This is a genomic window from Sedimentibacter sp. B4 (assembly GCF_000309315.1).
Lineage (GTDB): Bacteria > Bacillota > Clostridia > Tissierellales > Sedimentibacteraceae > Sedimentibacter > Sedimentibacter saalensis.
In genome coordinates this window covers 33,659-50,858 of record NZ_CANG01000033.1, presented here as the reverse complement: position 1 = coordinate 50,858, position 17,200 = coordinate 33,659, and the positions used below count along the sequence as shown (strand labels likewise).

The 17,200-nt window shown below is 32.2% G+C and carries 16 protein-coding genes; 3 read left to right on the top strand and 13 right to left on the bottom strand.

From position 1 onward, the window contains the following. The first annotated feature begins 93 nt into the window (after window positions 1–93). Window positions 94–453 (top strand): four-helix bundle copper-binding protein, encoded by a 360-nt coding sequence (locus BN358_RS05740; RefSeq protein WP_019228255.1) that lies wholly within the window; start codon window positions 94–96, stop codon window positions 451–453. Window positions 454–515: 62 nt separating this feature from the next. On the opposite strand, the gene BN358_RS05735 is transcribed toward BN358_RS05740, so the two are convergent. The 5 genes from BN358_RS05735 to BN358_RS05715 are packed head-to-tail and all read right to left on the bottom strand — an operon-like array spanning window position 516 to window position 5,286. Next, window positions 516–998: a (2Fe-2S)-binding protein gene (locus BN358_RS05735; protein ID WP_019228254.1), complete on the bottom strand. Its 483-nt coding sequence runs from the start codon at window positions 996–998 to the stop codon at window positions 516–518. Window position 999: 1 nt separating this feature from the next. Further along, window positions 1,000–1,830, bottom strand: a complete 831-nt coding sequence (locus tag BN358_RS05730; protein ID WP_019228253.1) for an FAD binding domain-containing protein — start codon at window positions 1,828–1,830, stop codon at window positions 1,000–1,002. Continuing rightward, window positions 1,817–4,153, bottom strand: a complete 2,337-nt coding sequence (locus BN358_RS05725; protein ID WP_019228252.1) for a xanthine dehydrogenase family protein molybdopterin-binding subunit — start codon at window positions 4,151–4,153, stop codon at window positions 1,817–1,819. The genes BN358_RS05730 and BN358_RS05725 overlap by 14 nt, the downstream gene beginning before the upstream one ends. 11 nt (window positions 4,154–4,164) lie before the next feature. Continuing rightward, entirely contained in the window at window positions 4,165–4,353 is a 189-nt protein-coding gene (locus BN358_RS05720) for a hypothetical protein (RefSeq protein ID WP_019228251.1), read from the bottom strand. Window positions 4,354–4,377: 24 nt separating this feature from the next. Further along, a complete protein-coding gene (locus tag BN358_RS05715; RefSeq protein ID WP_019228250.1) occupies window positions 4,378–5,286 on the bottom strand; it encodes a YIEGIA domain-containing protein in 909 nt (302 codons plus the stop codon). Window positions 5,287–5,658: 372 nt separating this feature from the next. Here BN358_RS05715 and BN358_RS05710 point away from each other — a divergent pair, with 372 nt between their 5' ends. Then, window positions 5,659–5,928 carry a hypothetical protein gene (locus BN358_RS05710; RefSeq protein WP_019228249.1) on the top strand — a complete coding sequence of 90 codons (270 nt, stop codon included), beginning with the start codon at window positions 5,659–5,661 and terminating at the stop codon, window positions 5,926–5,928. A 230-nt stretch (window positions 5,929–6,158) separates the two neighbouring features. On the opposite strand, the gene BN358_RS05705 is transcribed toward BN358_RS05710, so the two are convergent. The 7 genes from BN358_RS05705 to BN358_RS05675 all read right to left on the bottom strand — a co-directional run bounded on the left by BN358_RS05705 (window position 6,159) and on the right by BN358_RS05675 (window position 14,124). Beyond that, window positions 6,159–6,920 carry a hypothetical protein gene (locus BN358_RS05705; RefSeq protein WP_019228248.1) on the bottom strand — a complete coding sequence of 254 codons (762 nt, stop codon included), beginning with the start codon at window positions 6,918–6,920 and terminating at the stop codon, window positions 6,159–6,161. Window positions 6,921–7,138: 218 nt separating this feature from the next. Next, the gene (locus BN358_RS05700) at window positions 7,139–8,113 is read right to left on the bottom strand and encodes a DUF2971 domain-containing protein (protein WP_019228247.1); all 975 of its coding nucleotides are present in this window, start codon (window positions 8,111–8,113) and stop codon (window positions 7,139–7,141) included. A 285-nt stretch (window positions 8,114–8,398) separates the two neighbouring features. After that, the gene (locus tag BN358_RS05695) at window positions 8,399–8,878 is read right to left on the bottom strand and encodes a Mov34/MPN/PAD-1 family protein (protein WP_040582093.1); all 480 of its coding nucleotides are present in this window, start codon (window positions 8,876–8,878) and stop codon (window positions 8,399–8,401) included. Next, window positions 8,865–10,634, bottom strand: coding sequence for a ThiF family adenylyltransferase (locus BN358_RS05690; protein ID WP_019228245.1), 1,770 nt, complete (start codon window positions 10,632–10,634; stop codon window positions 8,865–8,867). The genes BN358_RS05695 and BN358_RS05690 overlap by 14 nt, the downstream gene beginning before the upstream one ends. After that, window positions 10,631–11,740 (bottom strand): nucleotidyltransferase, encoded by a 1,110-nt coding sequence (locus tag BN358_RS05685; RefSeq protein WP_019228244.1) that lies wholly within the window; start codon window positions 11,738–11,740, stop codon window positions 10,631–10,633. Before BN358_RS05685 ends, BN358_RS05690 begins: the two co-directional genes overlap by 4 nt. Continuing rightward, on the bottom strand, window positions 11,740–13,257 hold the full coding sequence (locus tag BN358_RS05680) for an SAVED domain-containing protein (RefSeq protein WP_019228243.1): 1,518 nt from the start codon (window positions 13,255–13,257) through the stop codon (window positions 11,740–11,742). Before BN358_RS05680 ends, BN358_RS05685 begins: the two co-directional genes overlap by 1 nt. A gap of 204 nt (window positions 13,258–13,461) precedes the next feature. Continuing rightward, a complete protein-coding gene (locus BN358_RS05675) occupies window positions 13,462–14,124 on the bottom strand; it encodes a TnsD family Tn7-like transposition protein (protein WP_019228242.1) in 663 nt (220 codons plus the stop codon). Window positions 14,125–14,297: 173 nt separating this feature from the next. Between BN358_RS05675 and BN358_RS05670 the strand changes: the two genes are divergently transcribed. Next, complete coding sequence (locus BN358_RS05670; protein WP_019228241.1) at window positions 14,298–15,005, top strand: hypothetical protein; 708 nt, start codon at window positions 14,298–14,300, stop codon at window positions 15,003–15,005. 253 nt (window positions 15,006–15,258) lie between these two features. Here the strand turns inward: BN358_RS05670 and glmS are convergent, their stop codons facing one another. Continuing rightward, window positions 15,259–17,049 (bottom strand): glutamine--fructose-6-phosphate transaminase (isomerizing), encoded by a 1,791-nt coding sequence (glmS, locus tag BN358_RS05665; RefSeq protein ID WP_019228240.1) that lies wholly within the window; start codon window positions 17,047–17,049, stop codon window positions 15,259–15,261. Window positions 17,050–17,200 lie beyond the last annotated feature (151 nt).

Here is a 17,200-nt window from a genome sequence, read left to right as displayed (position 1 = left end):
AATAACTAAATTAAAAAAATTTAAATTCAAAGTATATTTTTGAAAATATTATTAAAAATATAAAGGTAAAAAATACAACTAAGGAGAAATGATATGGGAATTGTAACAAATAAAACTGATAAAATGCAATCTTGCATTGATGCTTGTGCTAAGTGCTCACAGGCTTGTTATGAGTGTTTTAATGCTTGTTTAAATGAACCTGATTTAAATGCGAGGAAAAACTGCGTTAGTATGTTGGTAGAGTGTGCTATGATGTGTCAAATGTCAGTGGCTACTATGTCAATGAGTGGACAATTTTCAAGTGAACATTGCCAGATTTGTGCTAAAATATGTGATAAATGTGCTGAAGAATGTGCAATGTTTAAAGATGATCATTGTAAAAAATGTGGAGACATTTGCCGTATGTGTGCTGAAGAATGCAGGAAAATGGCAAATATTCATTCCATGGTTTAGTGAACATAGAAAAACTCCTGATTTCAGGAGTTTTTCTATGTTCACTATTTTTTTAGACATAATTATTTTATGTTTTTAATTTTTCCTGTTAAAATTGAGTTTATGGCTTCTTTGATTTCCTGGTAGCTGGTGCATCTGCATAAATTAGATTGTAGCCACTGTTCTGTAATATAATCATTTGCATACATGTGCTGTGTAGCTAAAGAATTACATACCATTAAAAATCCTGATGTGCAAAATCCACATTGAAATCCCCATTTTTCTACAAATGCTTTTTGAATAGGTGCATTTTTAAGACCTTCAATTGTTGTTATTTTATGCCCGATCATTTCAACAGTCAGAGTCAAACAGGACTTTATAGGCCATCCATCAACAATAACAGTGCATGCTCCACAATCTCCATTTTCACAGCCAGGCTTCGCACCTGTAAGATTTAATTCATTTCGAAGAGTATAAAGCAATGTATCAGTAGGGTTCACTGCAACTTTTCTTTTTTCACCGTTCACATCAAGTTCTATGATGCTTGTGTCTATTATTTTAATCATATTACACCTCATTTAACATTTTAAAAGTATTTTCAATGGTGTTTTTGAGCACAAATTTTCTGTATTCTGACGATCCTTCGGTGTCATTTAATATTGAAGATGATACTTGCTCAATAATCTGACTTATTTTATTTTTATGGTTCCCCTCATCATTAATATAATTTTCTATTTCTTTATTTCTGAATGGATATGAGTATAATCCACTAAATGCAATTCTGATTTTATTATCCTTTTTAAGTGCTGCCACTGTCATAAGAGGGTACGCAATTTTATCGCTTTTCGTTTTTTTAACATGAACATATGGAAGTGAAAAATATCCTTCATCTATTTTTAGGCTAACTAATATTTCCCCGGGTAAGAGATTGAGTTTTTTATTAAATTTTTGATTAAACTGAACTTCTCGTCTTCCGTTTGTCCCATAAATGACTGCATTGCTGTCACAAAGCATTAAAGGAAGCGATGTTTCTTTATATATTATTGTACCGCACAGGTTGCCTCCAATGGTCAATTTGCACTGAACGGTGTGATCGGCTATACGGTCTGCAGTTTGACCAAGGAGGGGAAATATTTTTGATTCAGATATTTGGCTAAGGGTTACAGCACTACCGATTTTTAATTTATTGTCCTTCATTTCCATTGTACAACATTCGGAAATCCCTTTTATATCAATGACAGCACCCATGTGAATATTATTTGATCTTGCCATTGTTATAATTTCAGTCCCACCGCTGTAGTACATGGGATTTTTACCCTGCAAATTTAGTTCATTAAATGTTTGGAAGGCTTCTTCTAATGTGTCAACCTTATAATATTCAAATTTAGTAGGTATCATTATTACCTCCATTTTTTTTGCTCCAAATATATTCCGGTGTTATTGGAAGTTTATCCACATCAATATTGGCTGCCAAGGATATGGCATTACCAAGTGCACCAGGAATTCCAATGATGCCGTGTTCTGCTATTCCCCTTGCACCATAAGGTGCTGATAAATCAGGTGTTTCTATAAAATCAACAACATATTCAGGATTTTCTCCGTATCTCATCATCTTATATGTTCTAAAGCTTGTAGTTTGCATAATGGCATTTTCATCATATAAAAATTCTTCCCTGCTTCCTATTCCAAGCCCCATGCTCATACCGCCCATTAAGAGCCCCATTGCTGATCTTGGATTTAAGAGTTTTCCTACATCAACTACAGTTGCAGCTTTAACAAATCTATACGTATAATCGGTTTTATCAAATTCAATTTCAACCCCTTGAGCTCCCAGTGTCCAGGTCGGACCTGCTTTACCTGTTCCTGTGGCAGGATCAAGATGTGAAAGCCTGCTCATAATGAAGCTTCCTCTTCCAAAAATATGACCACCCACAGTATTTCCATTGTCATATTGGAATCCATAAACTAAATCCTTAAAAGACATGTATGTTGTTGGATCTTCGTTTAAAAATACCCGCATGTTGCCAACATCTAAATCTTCCGGAGAACATTTTAGAGCAACAGCAGCGGCTTTTTTTAACTGCATGATTAAGTCTTCTGCAGCTCTTAAAACTGCACTTCCTGCCATATAAATGCTCATGCTCGCAACAGTCTTCCAATGTGTCGGGCTTGTTTGTGTGTTTACATTCATAACTACATTGACTTTGCTTACAGGCATTTTCAATTTCTCCGCAAGAATTTGAGCCAATGTTGTTTTTGAACCAGGACCTATTTCAACGACTCCACAGTTTAAATTTATGCTTCCGTCAGAATTAAAAGTGAGCAAAACACCAGAGGATGCATCAGTAGGTGATACAGATGTTTTCCAAAAACAACTGATGCCTTTAGTTCTAACCTTTCCATTGTCTAGTTCAATTTTATTTCCTTCCTGCCAATTCATGATCTGTTTAAGTTTCTCTAAACATAAAACAAGATCACCCGTATTGCTTTTGGTGATTTTCACCTGTGTCGGTGAAGTTGTGCCTACAGTTATTGCATTGGTAACTCTTAATTGAATAGGGTCCATATTTAATTTTAATGCTAATTTATCCAACATTCTTTCTAAACAAAAAGCGTTGCTCGCATGACTAAATCCTCTAAATGATGTGGAATAAGTATGATTTGTATATATACTCATTGCATCACATGATAAATTTTCTATACTGTATGGCCCCGAGCAATCCACTGCAATAGCTTTTGCTAAACGTGGAGATATGTTTGAATAAGCTCCACTATCAACTAAATAAGTCATTTCTGCTGCCTTTATTTTTCCATTGCTGTCAGCTCCAAGCTTAATTTTAACTTCAACTCCCATTTTACATGGTGAAGTAGAAATATCCTCTTCACGGCTGTTTGCAATTTTAACTGGTCTTCCATTAACAGAATTTGAAGCAAGATATGCTAATATTTCTAATTGAACATTTGCTTTGCCGCCAAAAGCACCTCCTACAAGGGGTGTATGTACAATAACTTTGCCTTCTTCTAATTTGAAATATTTGCTGATATATTGTTTTACTGTAAAAGGAGTTTGTGTCGAAGTGTTTATTAGAACTGTTCCATCCGTTAAAATTTCAGCCATTGCATTTCTTGTTTCCAAGGCAGCATGGTCTGCCTGCGGCTCAGTAAAGCTTCCTTCCACAATGATGTTGCTCTCCTGCCAGCCCGTATTCATATCACCTTTTCTGATCTTTACTATGTGAGAAATATTAGTATTTTTTTGCGGATATATATATTTAGATTCAAATTTATAATCAATTAAATTCTCATGAATCAATGCAGCATTTTCTTTTATTGCTTCAGAAACAGTATTTATAACAGTAAGTGGTTCGTATTCTACTTTTATTAAATTTACTCCTCGCATCGCAATTTGCTCGCAATCAGCAACTACTAAAGCAACCGTCTCTCCGTAGTATCTAACTTTTTCCTTTGCAATTGGGGGCATGTCATCAATAAGTTCTCCAAATAAAATTTCACAATCATGGCCTGTTAAAACAGATTTAACTCCAGGTTCTTTTAATGCTTCGGAAACATCAATGGACTTAATTTTAGCATGGGCATATGTGCTGCATAACATCTTTGCATGAAAAATATTTTTCACAATTTCATCTGCATTATATTTTGCTGCCCCTGTTACTTTATCCCATGCTTCTTTTTTTATAATGCTATTGCCTAAAACCGTCAATTCATTTCCTCCTATTTTATTAAGATATAATCACCGCAATTTAGTTGTGAAACATTGGCTTTCATGGCTTTTGCGATATCCCTGCACAATATTTTTTGTTCATCAACGTCATTTGCTATTATTGTTAATGGATTGCCTCCAAGAACTCTTTCTTTATTTAAAGTAATGTATGCAATTATTTCAGCTTTTTCTTTTGACATGATAATTTCTCCTTAAGCTTTTAATTATTTATCTTCAAGCGGGCTTTTCATTAGTTCAGGATTCTTTTTAACATTTTCTAAAATTGGTGTTTGTTTTATTGTATTAACAAAGGCTCCTTCATCTCTAATTATTGGAACTATTGCTAAAGCAATTTTACCCGTACTAAATTGTTTCCTGATGAAGTTATATCTTTTAACACCAAGCCTTCTGCAAACTTCAAAAAGTATTGCCTGTCTTTGACCATAATTATCTAGAGTGATGCGGAAGTGCTCTTTTTTGGGAATTATTACAGCACCAATACCTTCTGATTGAACTAATTTTCTTGAATTATCAGTTCCTAATAAATTTGTAACAAATATATTATCTACATATAATTCAGAATTTCTAACTTCAATTTTGCCTATTTTAACTTCTGCAAGATCTCCGACATTATGTCCTTTTGAAAATCTTCTTAAAATTAAAAATGTTATTGTACCGGCTATTACACCAACTATAATATTTACCCATATTATTGGACTGTTAACGGCATGCATGGTTATTCCAGTGGCTAAAGATACTAACAGAGCAAAATAATTTCTTGCTTCATATGTTTTTGAAATACCATCTATGTAAGCATTACCTCTTTTAGCATATTCAGTAGTATCAACATCTTTTAAACTTTCCTTTTCCAATTTTCTAATGTCCCTAAAATGCTGTATCCCCAATGTTAAAAAAGTAATAGCTGAATAATTCTTAGTTAGAAAAGCAGGAACGACAACAGCCCCTAAACCAGCTGCAACTATGCCTGAAACTAAATTTAACAAATAACCATTCGGATAACTCGGGTATTGCCTATAATCCTGTATTATGGTTAATATTCTTGCTAAACTGCCCATAAGAACAGCAGTGCCTATAAAAATGAGTTGCTGCTGTGATATAATTTCTTCTTTCATTATGACCTCCAATTAAATTTTTAAATTACATTGCACCCCTATCCTTAATAAAACCCTTGTAATATTAATTATGAGGGATGAAATATAAAATTATTGTTTATTATGATTTCTTCTTGCTAAACAAAATCTAATCTTGTTTGAATGGATTGCGAAGTATTTTTCATAGAGGATGAACTACTGAAGCTTTTATAAAAAATATTATTTACATTATTTTGAAAGTTATTATTATTTTGTATTATAAGAAATATTTTGTTTATAACAGAGATTTTTATAAGAAAAATAATTGGTTAAATTAAATTGTTTTTCTAAAATATACTTTTAGAATAATCATTTTTAATTTGTAGATATTAAAAAAATAATGGAGGTAATAACATGACAAATATAAATGGAAATATTCCTAATATTAAAAATTCAAAATCAATAGATCAGACAGAAATTCAAACTGCTATGAAAAATATGAACTCTGTTGCAAGCAAAAGTACGATTTTAGGTGCTGAATTAACTTCAAAAATTTCAGAATCAGCAAGCCTAGGTATGACCAATTCTGTTCCTAGCTTAAATAGTTCTACATCTGTAGGGTCTGAAGAACTGCAAAGTGTTAAAAATACAGTTCAAAAAAGTGGTAAACAGGGGTTATTATAATAACCTGACTAGATAATAAAATAATTAAAAAATCACTTAGAGCATATCTTTAATACTCTAAGTGATTTCTTGTGAAATTATTAATAATTTATGTAGTCGTACAATAAAGTCGTTAACTATTAAGCTATGATTTTTATTTCTTTCATTTATTTGTACAATAGAGTTGTTAACTAGGCTAAAAAATATATATTGTATAGTAAATTTATACATAGTTCACATATAATTTGCTATTAGAACACCGTCTTTATCACTCTATCTGTACCACTAATCAATTCATCAATTTCTTCTTTAAGTGGTTCCCTATCTTTACTATGATCACACAAATTTCTCAGATCTCCAAGGCGTTGTATTCTTCTCCACTCAACTGTATCATAAGCGATATCTTTTAGAGAAACGTTATAATCAGAAATAGAAGGGTTCTTTTTCTTCAAACCAATATTATGATTTCGGCATACATCAGCTAAATGTTTTTCAATAATAACGCCACAAATTGCACCCGCAGCTCTTAAATATCCCATCTTTGAAAGATGACGTGCAGATTCAATCTCACTATCGAAAACATCCGCTTGTAATATTGTTTGGATGTCAAAGATCTTACTCTCAAATTTATCTAAACAAACCTCAAGCATTGACACTTGCTGAGATAATCTTGTAAGTGCTTTATATGGATGCAAAGATTTGTCTTTGCTTGTTATTAATTGAACTGCATCAGATATTGTATAAGTCTTCCAAGAGATCTCTTTTCTTTTATCATTTTTATAAAGAAGGGAAAAATCATTATATCTATCTGGTATAAAAACTTTGATAATAAATAGTGCTTTGGTATACCACTTTTCATAATTATCAAAAAAATATTCAACTATTGATTTATCTTCTTTAGTTGCATCCTGAATGTTAAACGATCTTGAACATATTGATAGACCTGTTTCTAATTTTCTCCCCTCATCAACAAGAGTAATTAATTCACCTTTTAATGCATCGTACTTCCCCATATAAATACCCTCCAATTTTAACTCCCTAATACCTTGCATTAAGTAGTCTTGGGCTTCAAATTCTTGAAATACTAACCCACACTAACTCAAGTGCATTTTAAAAAGCAGTTTTTCAAATAGATTCAAATTAACGCCAAATAATCCTATAAAATAAATCCTACTTTAAATTAATAAGTAAAGCTTCAAAGTAAACAAGATAACTACTTTATTATAATTCTTTAATAACGAATTGGGATTTTTGAAAAATCGATATAGATTTTTGAATTGTATTCATAATCTTTCAGAAACCTATGCAATCCCGATTTTGCAAGTTGAGGTTCTATCATAGGTGAAATAGTTATTCCTTTTATTATGCCTGTTTTATCAAATGGCATATCATAGTATGGAGTAACTATGCCTTGTTTTATACAATAACTGATGTTCAAATTGTCATTTGAATTCATCAACTGATCATCAGAAAGCCGCAAAACAAAACGATATTCTCGCTCCCCAGAAAAAGCAACATCCTTGAAAAACAATCTATAGTTTTCTATATATGAGATCAAATCACCATAATGCTCTTGTACTATAAGATCATTTTCCTCATTATCATCATTAAGTTGCAAAGCATTGTTTAAGTCTTTATCAACTTTGACTATAATGTTTTTAAGAATTTCAATTTTCTCTTTATCACTATAAATTACTTGACCATAAAAAAGTTTACCGTATTTACCTATTTTATTATATAATAATTTGACTATATCATTAACTGATAATCCAATATTATATCCCTGATATGTTCCATTCTTAACATAATAATTCCACATATTTAGTGAATCACTATCATTTGAAGCACAAAAAACAAAGTGACGCATATTTAAAAACCTAATTCCTTTTAAACCAGATTCTGCTTTTTCTGTTACAAGTTCTGAATAATCATATTCTGCATTAATATAACCTTCAATCATTTCAGGAAGATCTGAATTATAGAGCTTGTCCCGGACTTCTTCAAATGCTTTGTCTAATGGTATACGTATATGATTATACTCAGATTTATCATTGAGGTACTCACAATCCGTAAATCTAATGCTTGACGTTTTTAATATTGCTAATAACCCATCTGGAGATGTATAATGGTAAACTACTCTGTTTCTTTTATTCTCATCATACGGATTAAAGCAAAATATTCTATCACTAAATGATATTTCATTCATTCTATATTTCTCCATATTTTTATTATATCTTTGTCTTTATCTTTCCAAGATGAAATTGCTAACCCATCATTATGAAATGCAAACAAATTAGAAAAAGAGGCAGATTTCCAATCACATTTTCTCAAAAATTGGAACTATAACCGCTTTACCATTATCATGCATTTCAAGTGCGACATTCATTTACTTGTTGTGGCAACAATTAGATGTTAATAAATCTTCGCTTATCATTATATAGCTAATTTACAATATTCTACCATAAATTTAGCAATCTAAATCATCTCATAGTTATAAAATTTTTTCCATAAACTTATATATTTTGTCATTCATAATAAGCATAAGATTTATATCTAACTCTCTATTAATTTCACCGACAATTAGCAATAATGGCTCCTTACAATTATAACGTTTGTCATTAGAGATTTGCTTCATTTGAGAAACATCAATTAAGCTTGGTTGAGGAGATGATTTAGGATGAAGATGCCATTCACCTAAGTAGTAGTCTTCTCTCGCCTGCCACCTATATATAAGCAGTTGTTTTAATCCCAAAACGCCTCTATGAAACCAATTTCGTCCTGACTTTGAATCTTCAGGTGCAATCGTAATTTCCGTTATAATTGCATTCAGACTTGATACATCATAATACCCAATAAGAATTCCACCAGTCTCAAGGTTCACACTTTTATCGGTAATTTCTTTTAAGCTACTGTATGCCTTCTCCTCTAAAAAAACACTAACATTAATTTCATCATTTCTAAATTCTTTCATAGCCCATAAACATTCCGTTTTCATCATATTTTTTTTGATATACAAAACACACCATTTCAATATCGTTCTTTTTGATTAAATCTGTCAATGCAATTGTTGCAACTGTTCCTGCCAATTGCATATCATAATAATAGGCTGGAAACACAGGATTCCAACATCCAATTCCATCCCATGGCAACTCGTCATTAATAATTTCTTGCTTATCATGATCTGTATGTTCAATAATCTGCTTATCAAATAAATTAATATTGAATTGATTTCCTTTATAATATAGAAAATACATCTTTTCTGCCTTATATCCAACAGAAACAGAGCATATAATTTTAGTACTTTTAAGACGTGATAGTAAATTCCAAACGTTATCTTTAGCTGTACAATCAATTATTACATCATAGTCATTCAATACTTCAATATTTGACATATTTAGATTATATGCTAATGACTTTGCTCGGACATGACAGTTAATATTATTCAATCGTTCAGTTAAAGACACTGTTTTAAATTTATCTATGTCATTTACTGTTAAAGTGTGGCGAGTGAGATTTCCAACGGACAACAAGTCGCCGTCCATAATAGATATGCTCCATACGCCTGACCTCACCAATTGTTCAGCAATTACACTACCTATAGCACCTGCACCAATAATAATGAATCTATTTTTTGTAATCTGTCTTTCAAACATACCTCTACACATTATTTGATTTTGATTCCAATTTTCTGTTCTCGACCAGTCAAGTATCATAGAATCCTTGAAAATCCGCAAAAAATCTCTATGAATCCATCCTTTTTTATTTGGTCTAAATCCATTTTCTACATTACTATTATAAGATAATACAGGTAATACACAAGACCACCAATGATAGCAAAACTGCTCATCTCCAATTCTTTCTGGTATAGGGAAGCCAATTAGCAATGGATGTTTCTTACCATCTCTAATTCTATCAAGTAGTGGCAATAACAGCTCTTTTAAATTTATACCTTGCAATTCCAATGCTTTTTTTAACTCTCCATAAGTATTTGGAGCTTGCCACTGATTTATGACAGGGATTTTATCTAACTTCATCCATATGCCTATATAATCAGTTGCTTTTTTTTCAGAAACATAGCTTCCCCATGCTGTTTGCTTACAAATGCACCCTTTCAATCCTCTGAATGTATCAATAAATATTTTATTATCTTCGATAAATTTCATACTAAAGATTCCACTATTTTCAGAAGAATCTTCCCATTGCATAAAAGAAACTTCATCTTCATCAAATATAAATAAGTCTGTTCGATTTTTTCTAACATCTGGTAATTCAAAGAAGTCTCCATCTGATAATAATTCACCTTTATTGGCTTTATCTATCCATAATAAAAGTCTATTTATGTTCCAAAGTAACTTAAACTCATCATTTGGTTCCTCATAAATTCCAGCAACATCATCCAGAGGATCTTTAAGACATAAATCACCCTTTCTCCACAACCCATTTGCAGATATTTCACCATTATTTGCTTGATGATAGAAAGTATCGCTAATTCCATTTTCAATTGCAGGATACACACGAACCTTTCCTTCAGGATATTCATCTGGTAAGGTTACATACCACTCCGTTTCATACGGAATACCCATGCTTTCTGAAAGAAGCTTAACTTGAATATGTATAAACCATATTTTTTCATAATCATCCCACGATAAATCATGTAGCAATTCAATTTGATTAAATTCATCAATACACCTTCTACTTTGTATTAATGTAGTACTTATTTCTTTCAAGCAAATCTTCCTCCGGATATCTCACTACTTGCACCTTCTCTTTTTGTAAAAACATTACTACTTTTTGAAGGAGGTGAAGGAAACTTATTTCCTAATAGCAACTGCCAATAAGTCGCACTTTCTTCAATAGTTTCTGCATCATACGCCTTCCTTGCTATTATAGCGGCATCGCAAACTGCTTCATAAAACGCCTCGTAATCTTCATCTGTTAACCTTGCAAAGACATCATGTTCTGGTACCCCTCTATCAGCTAAGAAAGGTTTCTGTTGGTAATCACTTGCTATGGTTTCCAAGGTTAATGTAATTCCTTCAGCAATAGATTCAATCCCATCAGGACAACAATCCCCTATAAAATGTTCTAACGGATAACTCTTAGGGTTTTTAATATCAGGATATTTTTCTTTTCTCCACCACTTCAAACATTTTACAATGTTTACATAATGTCCATTGCATCTCGCATTTTTCTGCTGAGTCCAGCTAATCTGCTCTAGTGGATGTGTTTTTTCCCATGAATCAGCTTCTCTATCTGGTATATATAATGGCTCAGACTTCCAATCGGCTTCTTTACCAGCATGAAATATTTCTTGATAATTTGTATACCACAAATTACTGCTATGATAGCTTTTTAAGATATTTTCTGCTTTTTCAGTCATTTCAATAATATCGTCATCAGAAAGAACAGCCATGTTTTTCAGCAATTCGGCTTCTGCAATTGATGGAGCTGATGTGGGTACAACATCCAAATCAACATGTGTCATTTCAATTCCCCAAGACCTACCCTGCTTGCGGTATTTGCCATCATAAAACTTTTTTAAGAACGGTTCAAATTTGTCCAACGCTTCCTCTGGTGTCACTTCATTTCGGTCTATCTTTGTAACAATAATAATATCTACATCCGATCTTGTACCATTTTTCGGTCTTACAGCTGTAGATCTCCTATAGCTTCCCTGAAGAAATGTTGTTTCAATAATATCTGATAAACCCTCGTCCGTCTGTAATCTGTTTCTCAATGTAGAATGTGCTGATTTTAATTCCTCAACCTGCTTGTCTGTTAATCTAATCTCACGTAAAAAATCTTTAAAATATGTTGTCATCTTCTGTGCCATTAATTTTCTCCTTCCTGTGGGAACGTAATTGTTTGATAATAAGTACCCGTACTTATATTTTGAAAATCATATTCGTATAACTGAATTTTACCATATGACATAGATAACTTTCCAAGATTAAACATCAGTGCTGTAGGACCTGCTACAAAAATATGTAAAATTCCTCGTTTAGTGTCAGTAGAGCGTTTTCTAATAACACCATTTATTTGATTAGAAAGTAACCATGCATGATATCCATTAGATATTGAATTATTCCCCACATCAGATAAGGTAAAATAATACGCAGTATTTATTAAAAAATGCTTGTCCTGCAGGTAGTTAACAACTTCATCATGAATATCATTAGTAATGCTAATAGCCACAACTGTATCTTGTCCATCTTTATTTAACAATTCATCGCTAATCTTAAAAAGATCATAATTCTGTTCATCTTTCGCAGCAATTCCCCAATCGCAAATACCATTAACAGTTTTCTGTACAGGTATTGTTTTTATCCCTGATTTAGAATTTAAAATTCTACCTGCAGTAAATGCAATTGTTAAATGAGTTTCCAACTCAATATGGTACTCTATATCCTGTTTCATTTTTTTCTGAACAAACAAATCTAACTGAGCAAATATATCATTCCAGCTATATTCTTTTTTTAAAAAACGTCCTTCAAAACATTCTACTAAATCAAGCATGTCTGTTGTTCTTTCCTTAATACCTTCAGTATGTCTTTTAAAACTTCTAATAGCAATATCAGTTTCATCTTTGCAATGTTCTAACAATCCTTCTTTTTTACATTGACGTAAAATATAATCTCGATCGAACTTATGAATACCCGACTGATTCCATGAACGAATCATATCAATATATGGATTCGTATCTTTACTTTCCTGCAATCGTTTTAAACCATTGTATGAAAATTCATAGTTTAGAATTTCTCTTAGTTCAGCTATGCTTTCTCTTCCATGATATATACAGGTTTGTTTCAAAATCGTAAATAACTCATTTTCTTTTATAGATAAAATATCACAGAACTTCTTTCTAATTTTCCCCATTCTTGACCTAGTTGTTTTTCCATCAAAAATTTTATCAACTTCAAAGCTATTATCAATATTGCTTATCAAATTATACAATTCATCACCCTGAGCAATGTCCCAAAGTGAATATATGATGAAACGACTTCCTTTAAAATTATCACCTAATTTTTTATATGCAGCTACAATATTATGCATAAGTGAATTGGTTGTTGCATTTATAAAATTAGGATCTAACAAATTATCTAAAGTGAAAAAATCGGATTGACGCATATGAAATTTCACTTGTATATAATCTGTACTTATAAAATCTTCATGGAACCTTTGTTCATTTTTATAAACAACAACAATATCATCAAAAGATTTTAAATCACTATATTCATAACCAATCCAACTAATATCGCTATTATTATTAAGCATAAGATTAATATACTTCCAGAATACCATTCCCTGATAATCGTCTCCAAATGATCTAGCAGCTACTGCATTACCCATACTATGTCCCCCTAATGCTTCAAATAATGTTCTAATTTATCTTTTAAATTCTGAATATATTAATTACCCAGTTATATTCCACGACACTTTAAGCACATTAAATTAGTGTTATTTAACTTTTCCATTATTTTACCATATAAAGAAATAAATTACAAACAGTAATGTAAATGATTAACGTTTAAAACAGTTGAATACTTTTAATGTTTAATTATTGTATTCAGATACTATTTCATTAATAAACGTATTTAATTTATTTTCATACAACTTACTTATTCCAGCAGCTCTTAACAATTCCCATCTCTTAATTGCACCTTCATTTTCATATAATTGTTTAGCAACCATCTTAATCCTTCTTATTTGATACTCTTCAACACTTTCACATATTTTCTCAAGTAGATGAGAAGTCATCGGTAACTTTTCAATATTGTTATAAATCAAGCCGCTAAGTCCAGTTCGGTTGCCTAACAATGATTTTGTAATTCTTACTAACTTCCCAGAACTTATTATTTTCTCATATTCAGTTTTAATAGCATTATAAATTTGCTTATCTCTTTCATTCCAGTCAACCCTAGTATCAGATTTATAATCAATTTCGCTGTTTGGAATACTATCAGGAAAGTTTTGCATAAGCCATTCTTTATCATGCCTATATAACCAAATGTACTGTTTTTTCATTAAGTTCCTTATTTGAGTTCTACTTAAACCGGGATTGAGCTTAATAAAGCTTAACAATTCATCTTTATAGTCAGAATTATTTTCTATTGCACTTACAATATTGCTTTCCTTAATTACCATACTTGTATTTATTTTTTCAACAACAGATAATTTTTTAGCGTATTTAACAATAGTTTTAGGATCACAATTCATTTTTTCTGACTATAATACAGATTTTACTTAAACGAATTTTTATTAGCGAAAATAAAGAAATTCTTGATTATAAAGATATTTACACTCGATGGCTTCCAGAAAAAATTCATGATATTGAGCCAGCAAATTATATTCTAAATAATGGCTGGAATAAGCCTAGAGATATTGTTCGAATGATATCCTCAGTCCAAAGTTCGATAAAGGCCTACGAGACATCTTTCAATCAAGCTGTGTTTGATGCCATAAAGAAAAAGTATTCGTTAGATAGCCTATTAGAAATTAAAGAAGAAATGCGTGCACTTTACACCGCTGAAGAAATAGAAACGATTATTAATTGCTTTACTGGCTTTAAAACCAAATTTTCAGTTCAACAATTAAGAGTCAGAATATCAGACTACTATTCTGGAAGCATCCTAGAGAAGAAATTCAATCAAGTTCTGCAAGATCTTTATCGTCTAGGATTCTTGGGAAATTATTTACCAGCATCCCAAACTTATAGGTGGCAGCACAAGGGAGATGAAGGTATTATTCTATCTGATGAATGGAGACTTATGGTTCATTATGCACTACAAGGTGCATTATCTATCGGCCGAAAACAGGACATTGGTTTGCTACGTAAAGAAACGCTGGAAAAAGGTGATATGGTTATCGCTGTTGTTAGCAGAGTAATCCCTTCTTTTGCTTTAGTTGAAATAAACCACTACGGTAAAAAGTACTCTGGAAGTATTCATGTCGGTAAACTTAATAAGGGATATATAAAGGATATTTTTAACGTGGTTTCAGAAGGCGATGAATTTCGTGCAATGGTGTTGGACTATAACGAGAAATATAAATGTTGGAATCTGAGTCTTAAATATGAGTCCCCTATTGATGAGGAGTAGACAAAAAATAGTTGAGTAATCAACAGTATGTAATAATGCTCTCCTAATAGTAAACAGTTTTATTATTTCAACTGTTTACTATTGGGAGAGCATATCAATTTAAACCTTTCATTGTTATAAACAATAATCATATATATTTATTTGAATAATTATTCATTTTTCAGTTAACAACTTTATTGTACATTTAACAACTTTATTGTACATTTAACGACTTTATTGTACGACTACAATTTATTCAGCGAAGCTCACGTATTTATTCTACAGTAACTGATTTTGCCAGATTCCTTGGCTTATCTATGTCACAGCCGCGAAGGAGTGCCGCATAGTATGCTAGATATTGCGCCGGAATGATTGTTGCCAGTGGTGAAAGCAATTCATTTACATCGTCGATTACTATTTCGTCTGTTTCCTGGCTCAATTTCCTCATTGATATTACAAGAGTTGCTGCTCCTCTTGCCTTAACTTCCTTTATGTTGCTTCTTGTGTTAAGGTTGATGTTCTCTTGAGTAATAACTGCCACTACAGGGGTGTTGTGTTCAATGAGAGCTATGGTTCCGTGCTTTAATTCTCCTGCTGCAAAACCTTCTGTCTGGATGTAGGAAATTTCCTTGAGTTTCAATGAAGCTTCCAGACAAACGAAGTAGTCCATGCTTCTTCCTATATAGAAGCAGTTTCTGCTGTCTTTCAGATACTTTTCAGCCAATAATTTGTAATTGTCCTTGTCATCACACAGTGTTTCCATGGAATATGCAATTTTTCCAAGTTCCTTGAATATATTGATGTCAATTTTGTTGTCAACCACTGCAGCAAGTATTGCAAGAACAGCAATTTGTGCTGTATATGCTTTAGTTGAAGCAACTGCTATTTCCGGTCCTGCGTATAAGAGAAGGGTGTTGTCTGATTCTCTTGACAATGTTGACCCTTTTACGTTTGTAAGCGTAAGAGTTTTGTAACCCATTTGTTTTACTTTGACCAATACAGCTCTGCAGTCTGCTGTTTCACCGCTTTGTGAAATGAACATGAAAAGCGGTTTTTCAGTTAATAAAGGCATATTGTAGATAAACTCACTTGCTATTACAACTTCTGTTGGTTTGCCTGCAATTTTTTCAAAGAACTGCTTTCCAATAAGTCCTGCATGATAGCTTGTGCCGCATGCTATGATATATAGTTTGTCGCAGTTTCTTACATCTTCAAGTATCTCAGGCTGGATGTTCATGTTTCCATTTTCATCGGAATACTCTGACATTATTTTTCTAATCACAAAAGGCTGTTCTTCAATTTCTTTCATCATGTAATGAGGGTATGTTCCCTTTTCTGTGTCTGATGCATCTATGTCTGCCTTGTATGGCTCCCTTGTGACTTTGTTGCCGTAAATTGTGTATATTTCTATTGAATCTTTTGTAATTTTCAAAAATTCCTTGTCTTCAATTTCATAAAACAAGTTAGTATGGTTTATCATTGCCATGGCATCGCTGCCCAACATGTTGAATTCTTCGCCTTTTCCTGCCAATAAAGGAGTTTTGTTCTTTGCGGCATACAATGTGTTCATGTCTTCACCGTCAAGTATTGCAAGGGCGTAGGATCCTTTAAGTTCGCTCATTGTATGTCTTATGGCAAGTTCAACTGTTTCTCCGTCACAGACGAATTTTTCAATAAGCTGAACAATTACCTCTGTGTCTGTGTCGCTTGTAAATTTAGTGTCTTTTAAATATTTTTGTCTCAATTCAACTTCATTTTCAATTATTCCATTGTGTACTAAAGTAAAGCGTTTTGAGCTGCTCTGGTGAGGGTGTGAATTTATCTGGTTTGGCACTCCGTGTGTAGCCCATCTTGTGTGACCAATTCCAAGCATTCCTGTAACATTGTTGTCAAGGCATTCTCTTAATTTTGCTATTCTGCCTTTTTCTTTGCATATATAGACGTTGTTGTCATTGGCAATTGCAATACCTGCTGAGTCATAACCTCTGTATTCCAATTTCTCCAGTCCGCCTAATATAATTTCCTTCACATCTTCATATCCGATATAACCTACTATTCCGCACATATCAATTCTCCATTCTTTTTTTAATTAAAAACCAGGCTTGAAATAGAAATTTTCCAAGCTTTTAATATGACTTTTGAACATGTCAAAAAAGTCAAATGATAAAATTACCATCATCACAATACTAATTATATTATGATTTTTTTGTTTTACT

Coding starts and splice junctions, on each gene's coding strand:
- BN358_RS05705 (WP_019228248.1), bottom strand. CDS start 6,920: ATGGGGAAGTACGATGCATTAAAAGGTGAATTAATTACTCTTGTTGAT.
- BN358_RS05740 (WP_019228255.1), top strand. CDS start 94: ATGGGAATTGTAACAAATAAAACTGATAAAATGCAATCTTGCATTGAT.
- BN358_RS05710 (WP_019228249.1), top strand. CDS start 5,659: ATGACAAATATAAATGGAAATATTCCTAATATTAAAAATTCAAAATCA.
- BN358_RS05680 (WP_019228243.1), bottom strand. CDS start 13,257: ATGGGTAATGCAGTAGCTGCTAGATCATTTGGAGACGATTATCAGGGA.
- BN358_RS05700 (WP_019228247.1), bottom strand. CDS start 8,113: ATGAATGAAATATCATTTAGTGATAGAATATTTTGCTTTAATCCGTAT.
- BN358_RS05720 (WP_019228251.1), bottom strand. CDS start 4,353: ATGTCAAAAGAAAAAGCTGAAATAATTGCATACATTACTTTAAATAAA.
- BN358_RS05670 (WP_019228241.1), top strand. CDS start 14,298: ATGATATCCTCAGTCCAAAGTTCGATAAAGGCCTACGAGACATCTTTC.
- BN358_RS05735 (WP_019228254.1), bottom strand. CDS start 998: ATGATTAAAATAATAGACACAAGCATCATAGAACTTGATGTGAACGGT.
- glmS (WP_019228240.1), bottom strand. CDS start 17,049: ATGTGCGGAATAGTAGGTTATATCGGATATGAAGATGTGAAGGAAATT.
- BN358_RS05675 (WP_019228242.1), bottom strand. CDS start 14,124: ATGAATTGTGATCCTAAAACTATTGTTAAATACGCTAAAAAATTATCT.
- BN358_RS05695 (WP_040582093.1), bottom strand. CDS start 8,878: ATGAAAGAATTTAGAAATGATGAAATTAATGTTAGTGTTTTTTTAGAG.
- BN358_RS05715 (WP_019228250.1), bottom strand. CDS start 5,286: ATGAAAGAAGAAATTATATCACAGCAGCAACTCATTTTTATAGGCACT.
- BN358_RS05730 (WP_019228253.1), bottom strand. CDS start 1,830: ATGATACCTACTAAATTTGAATATTATAAGGTTGACACATTAGAAGAA.
- BN358_RS05685 (WP_019228244.1), bottom strand. CDS start 11,740: ATGGCACAGAAGATGACAACATATTTTAAAGATTTTTTACGTGAGATT.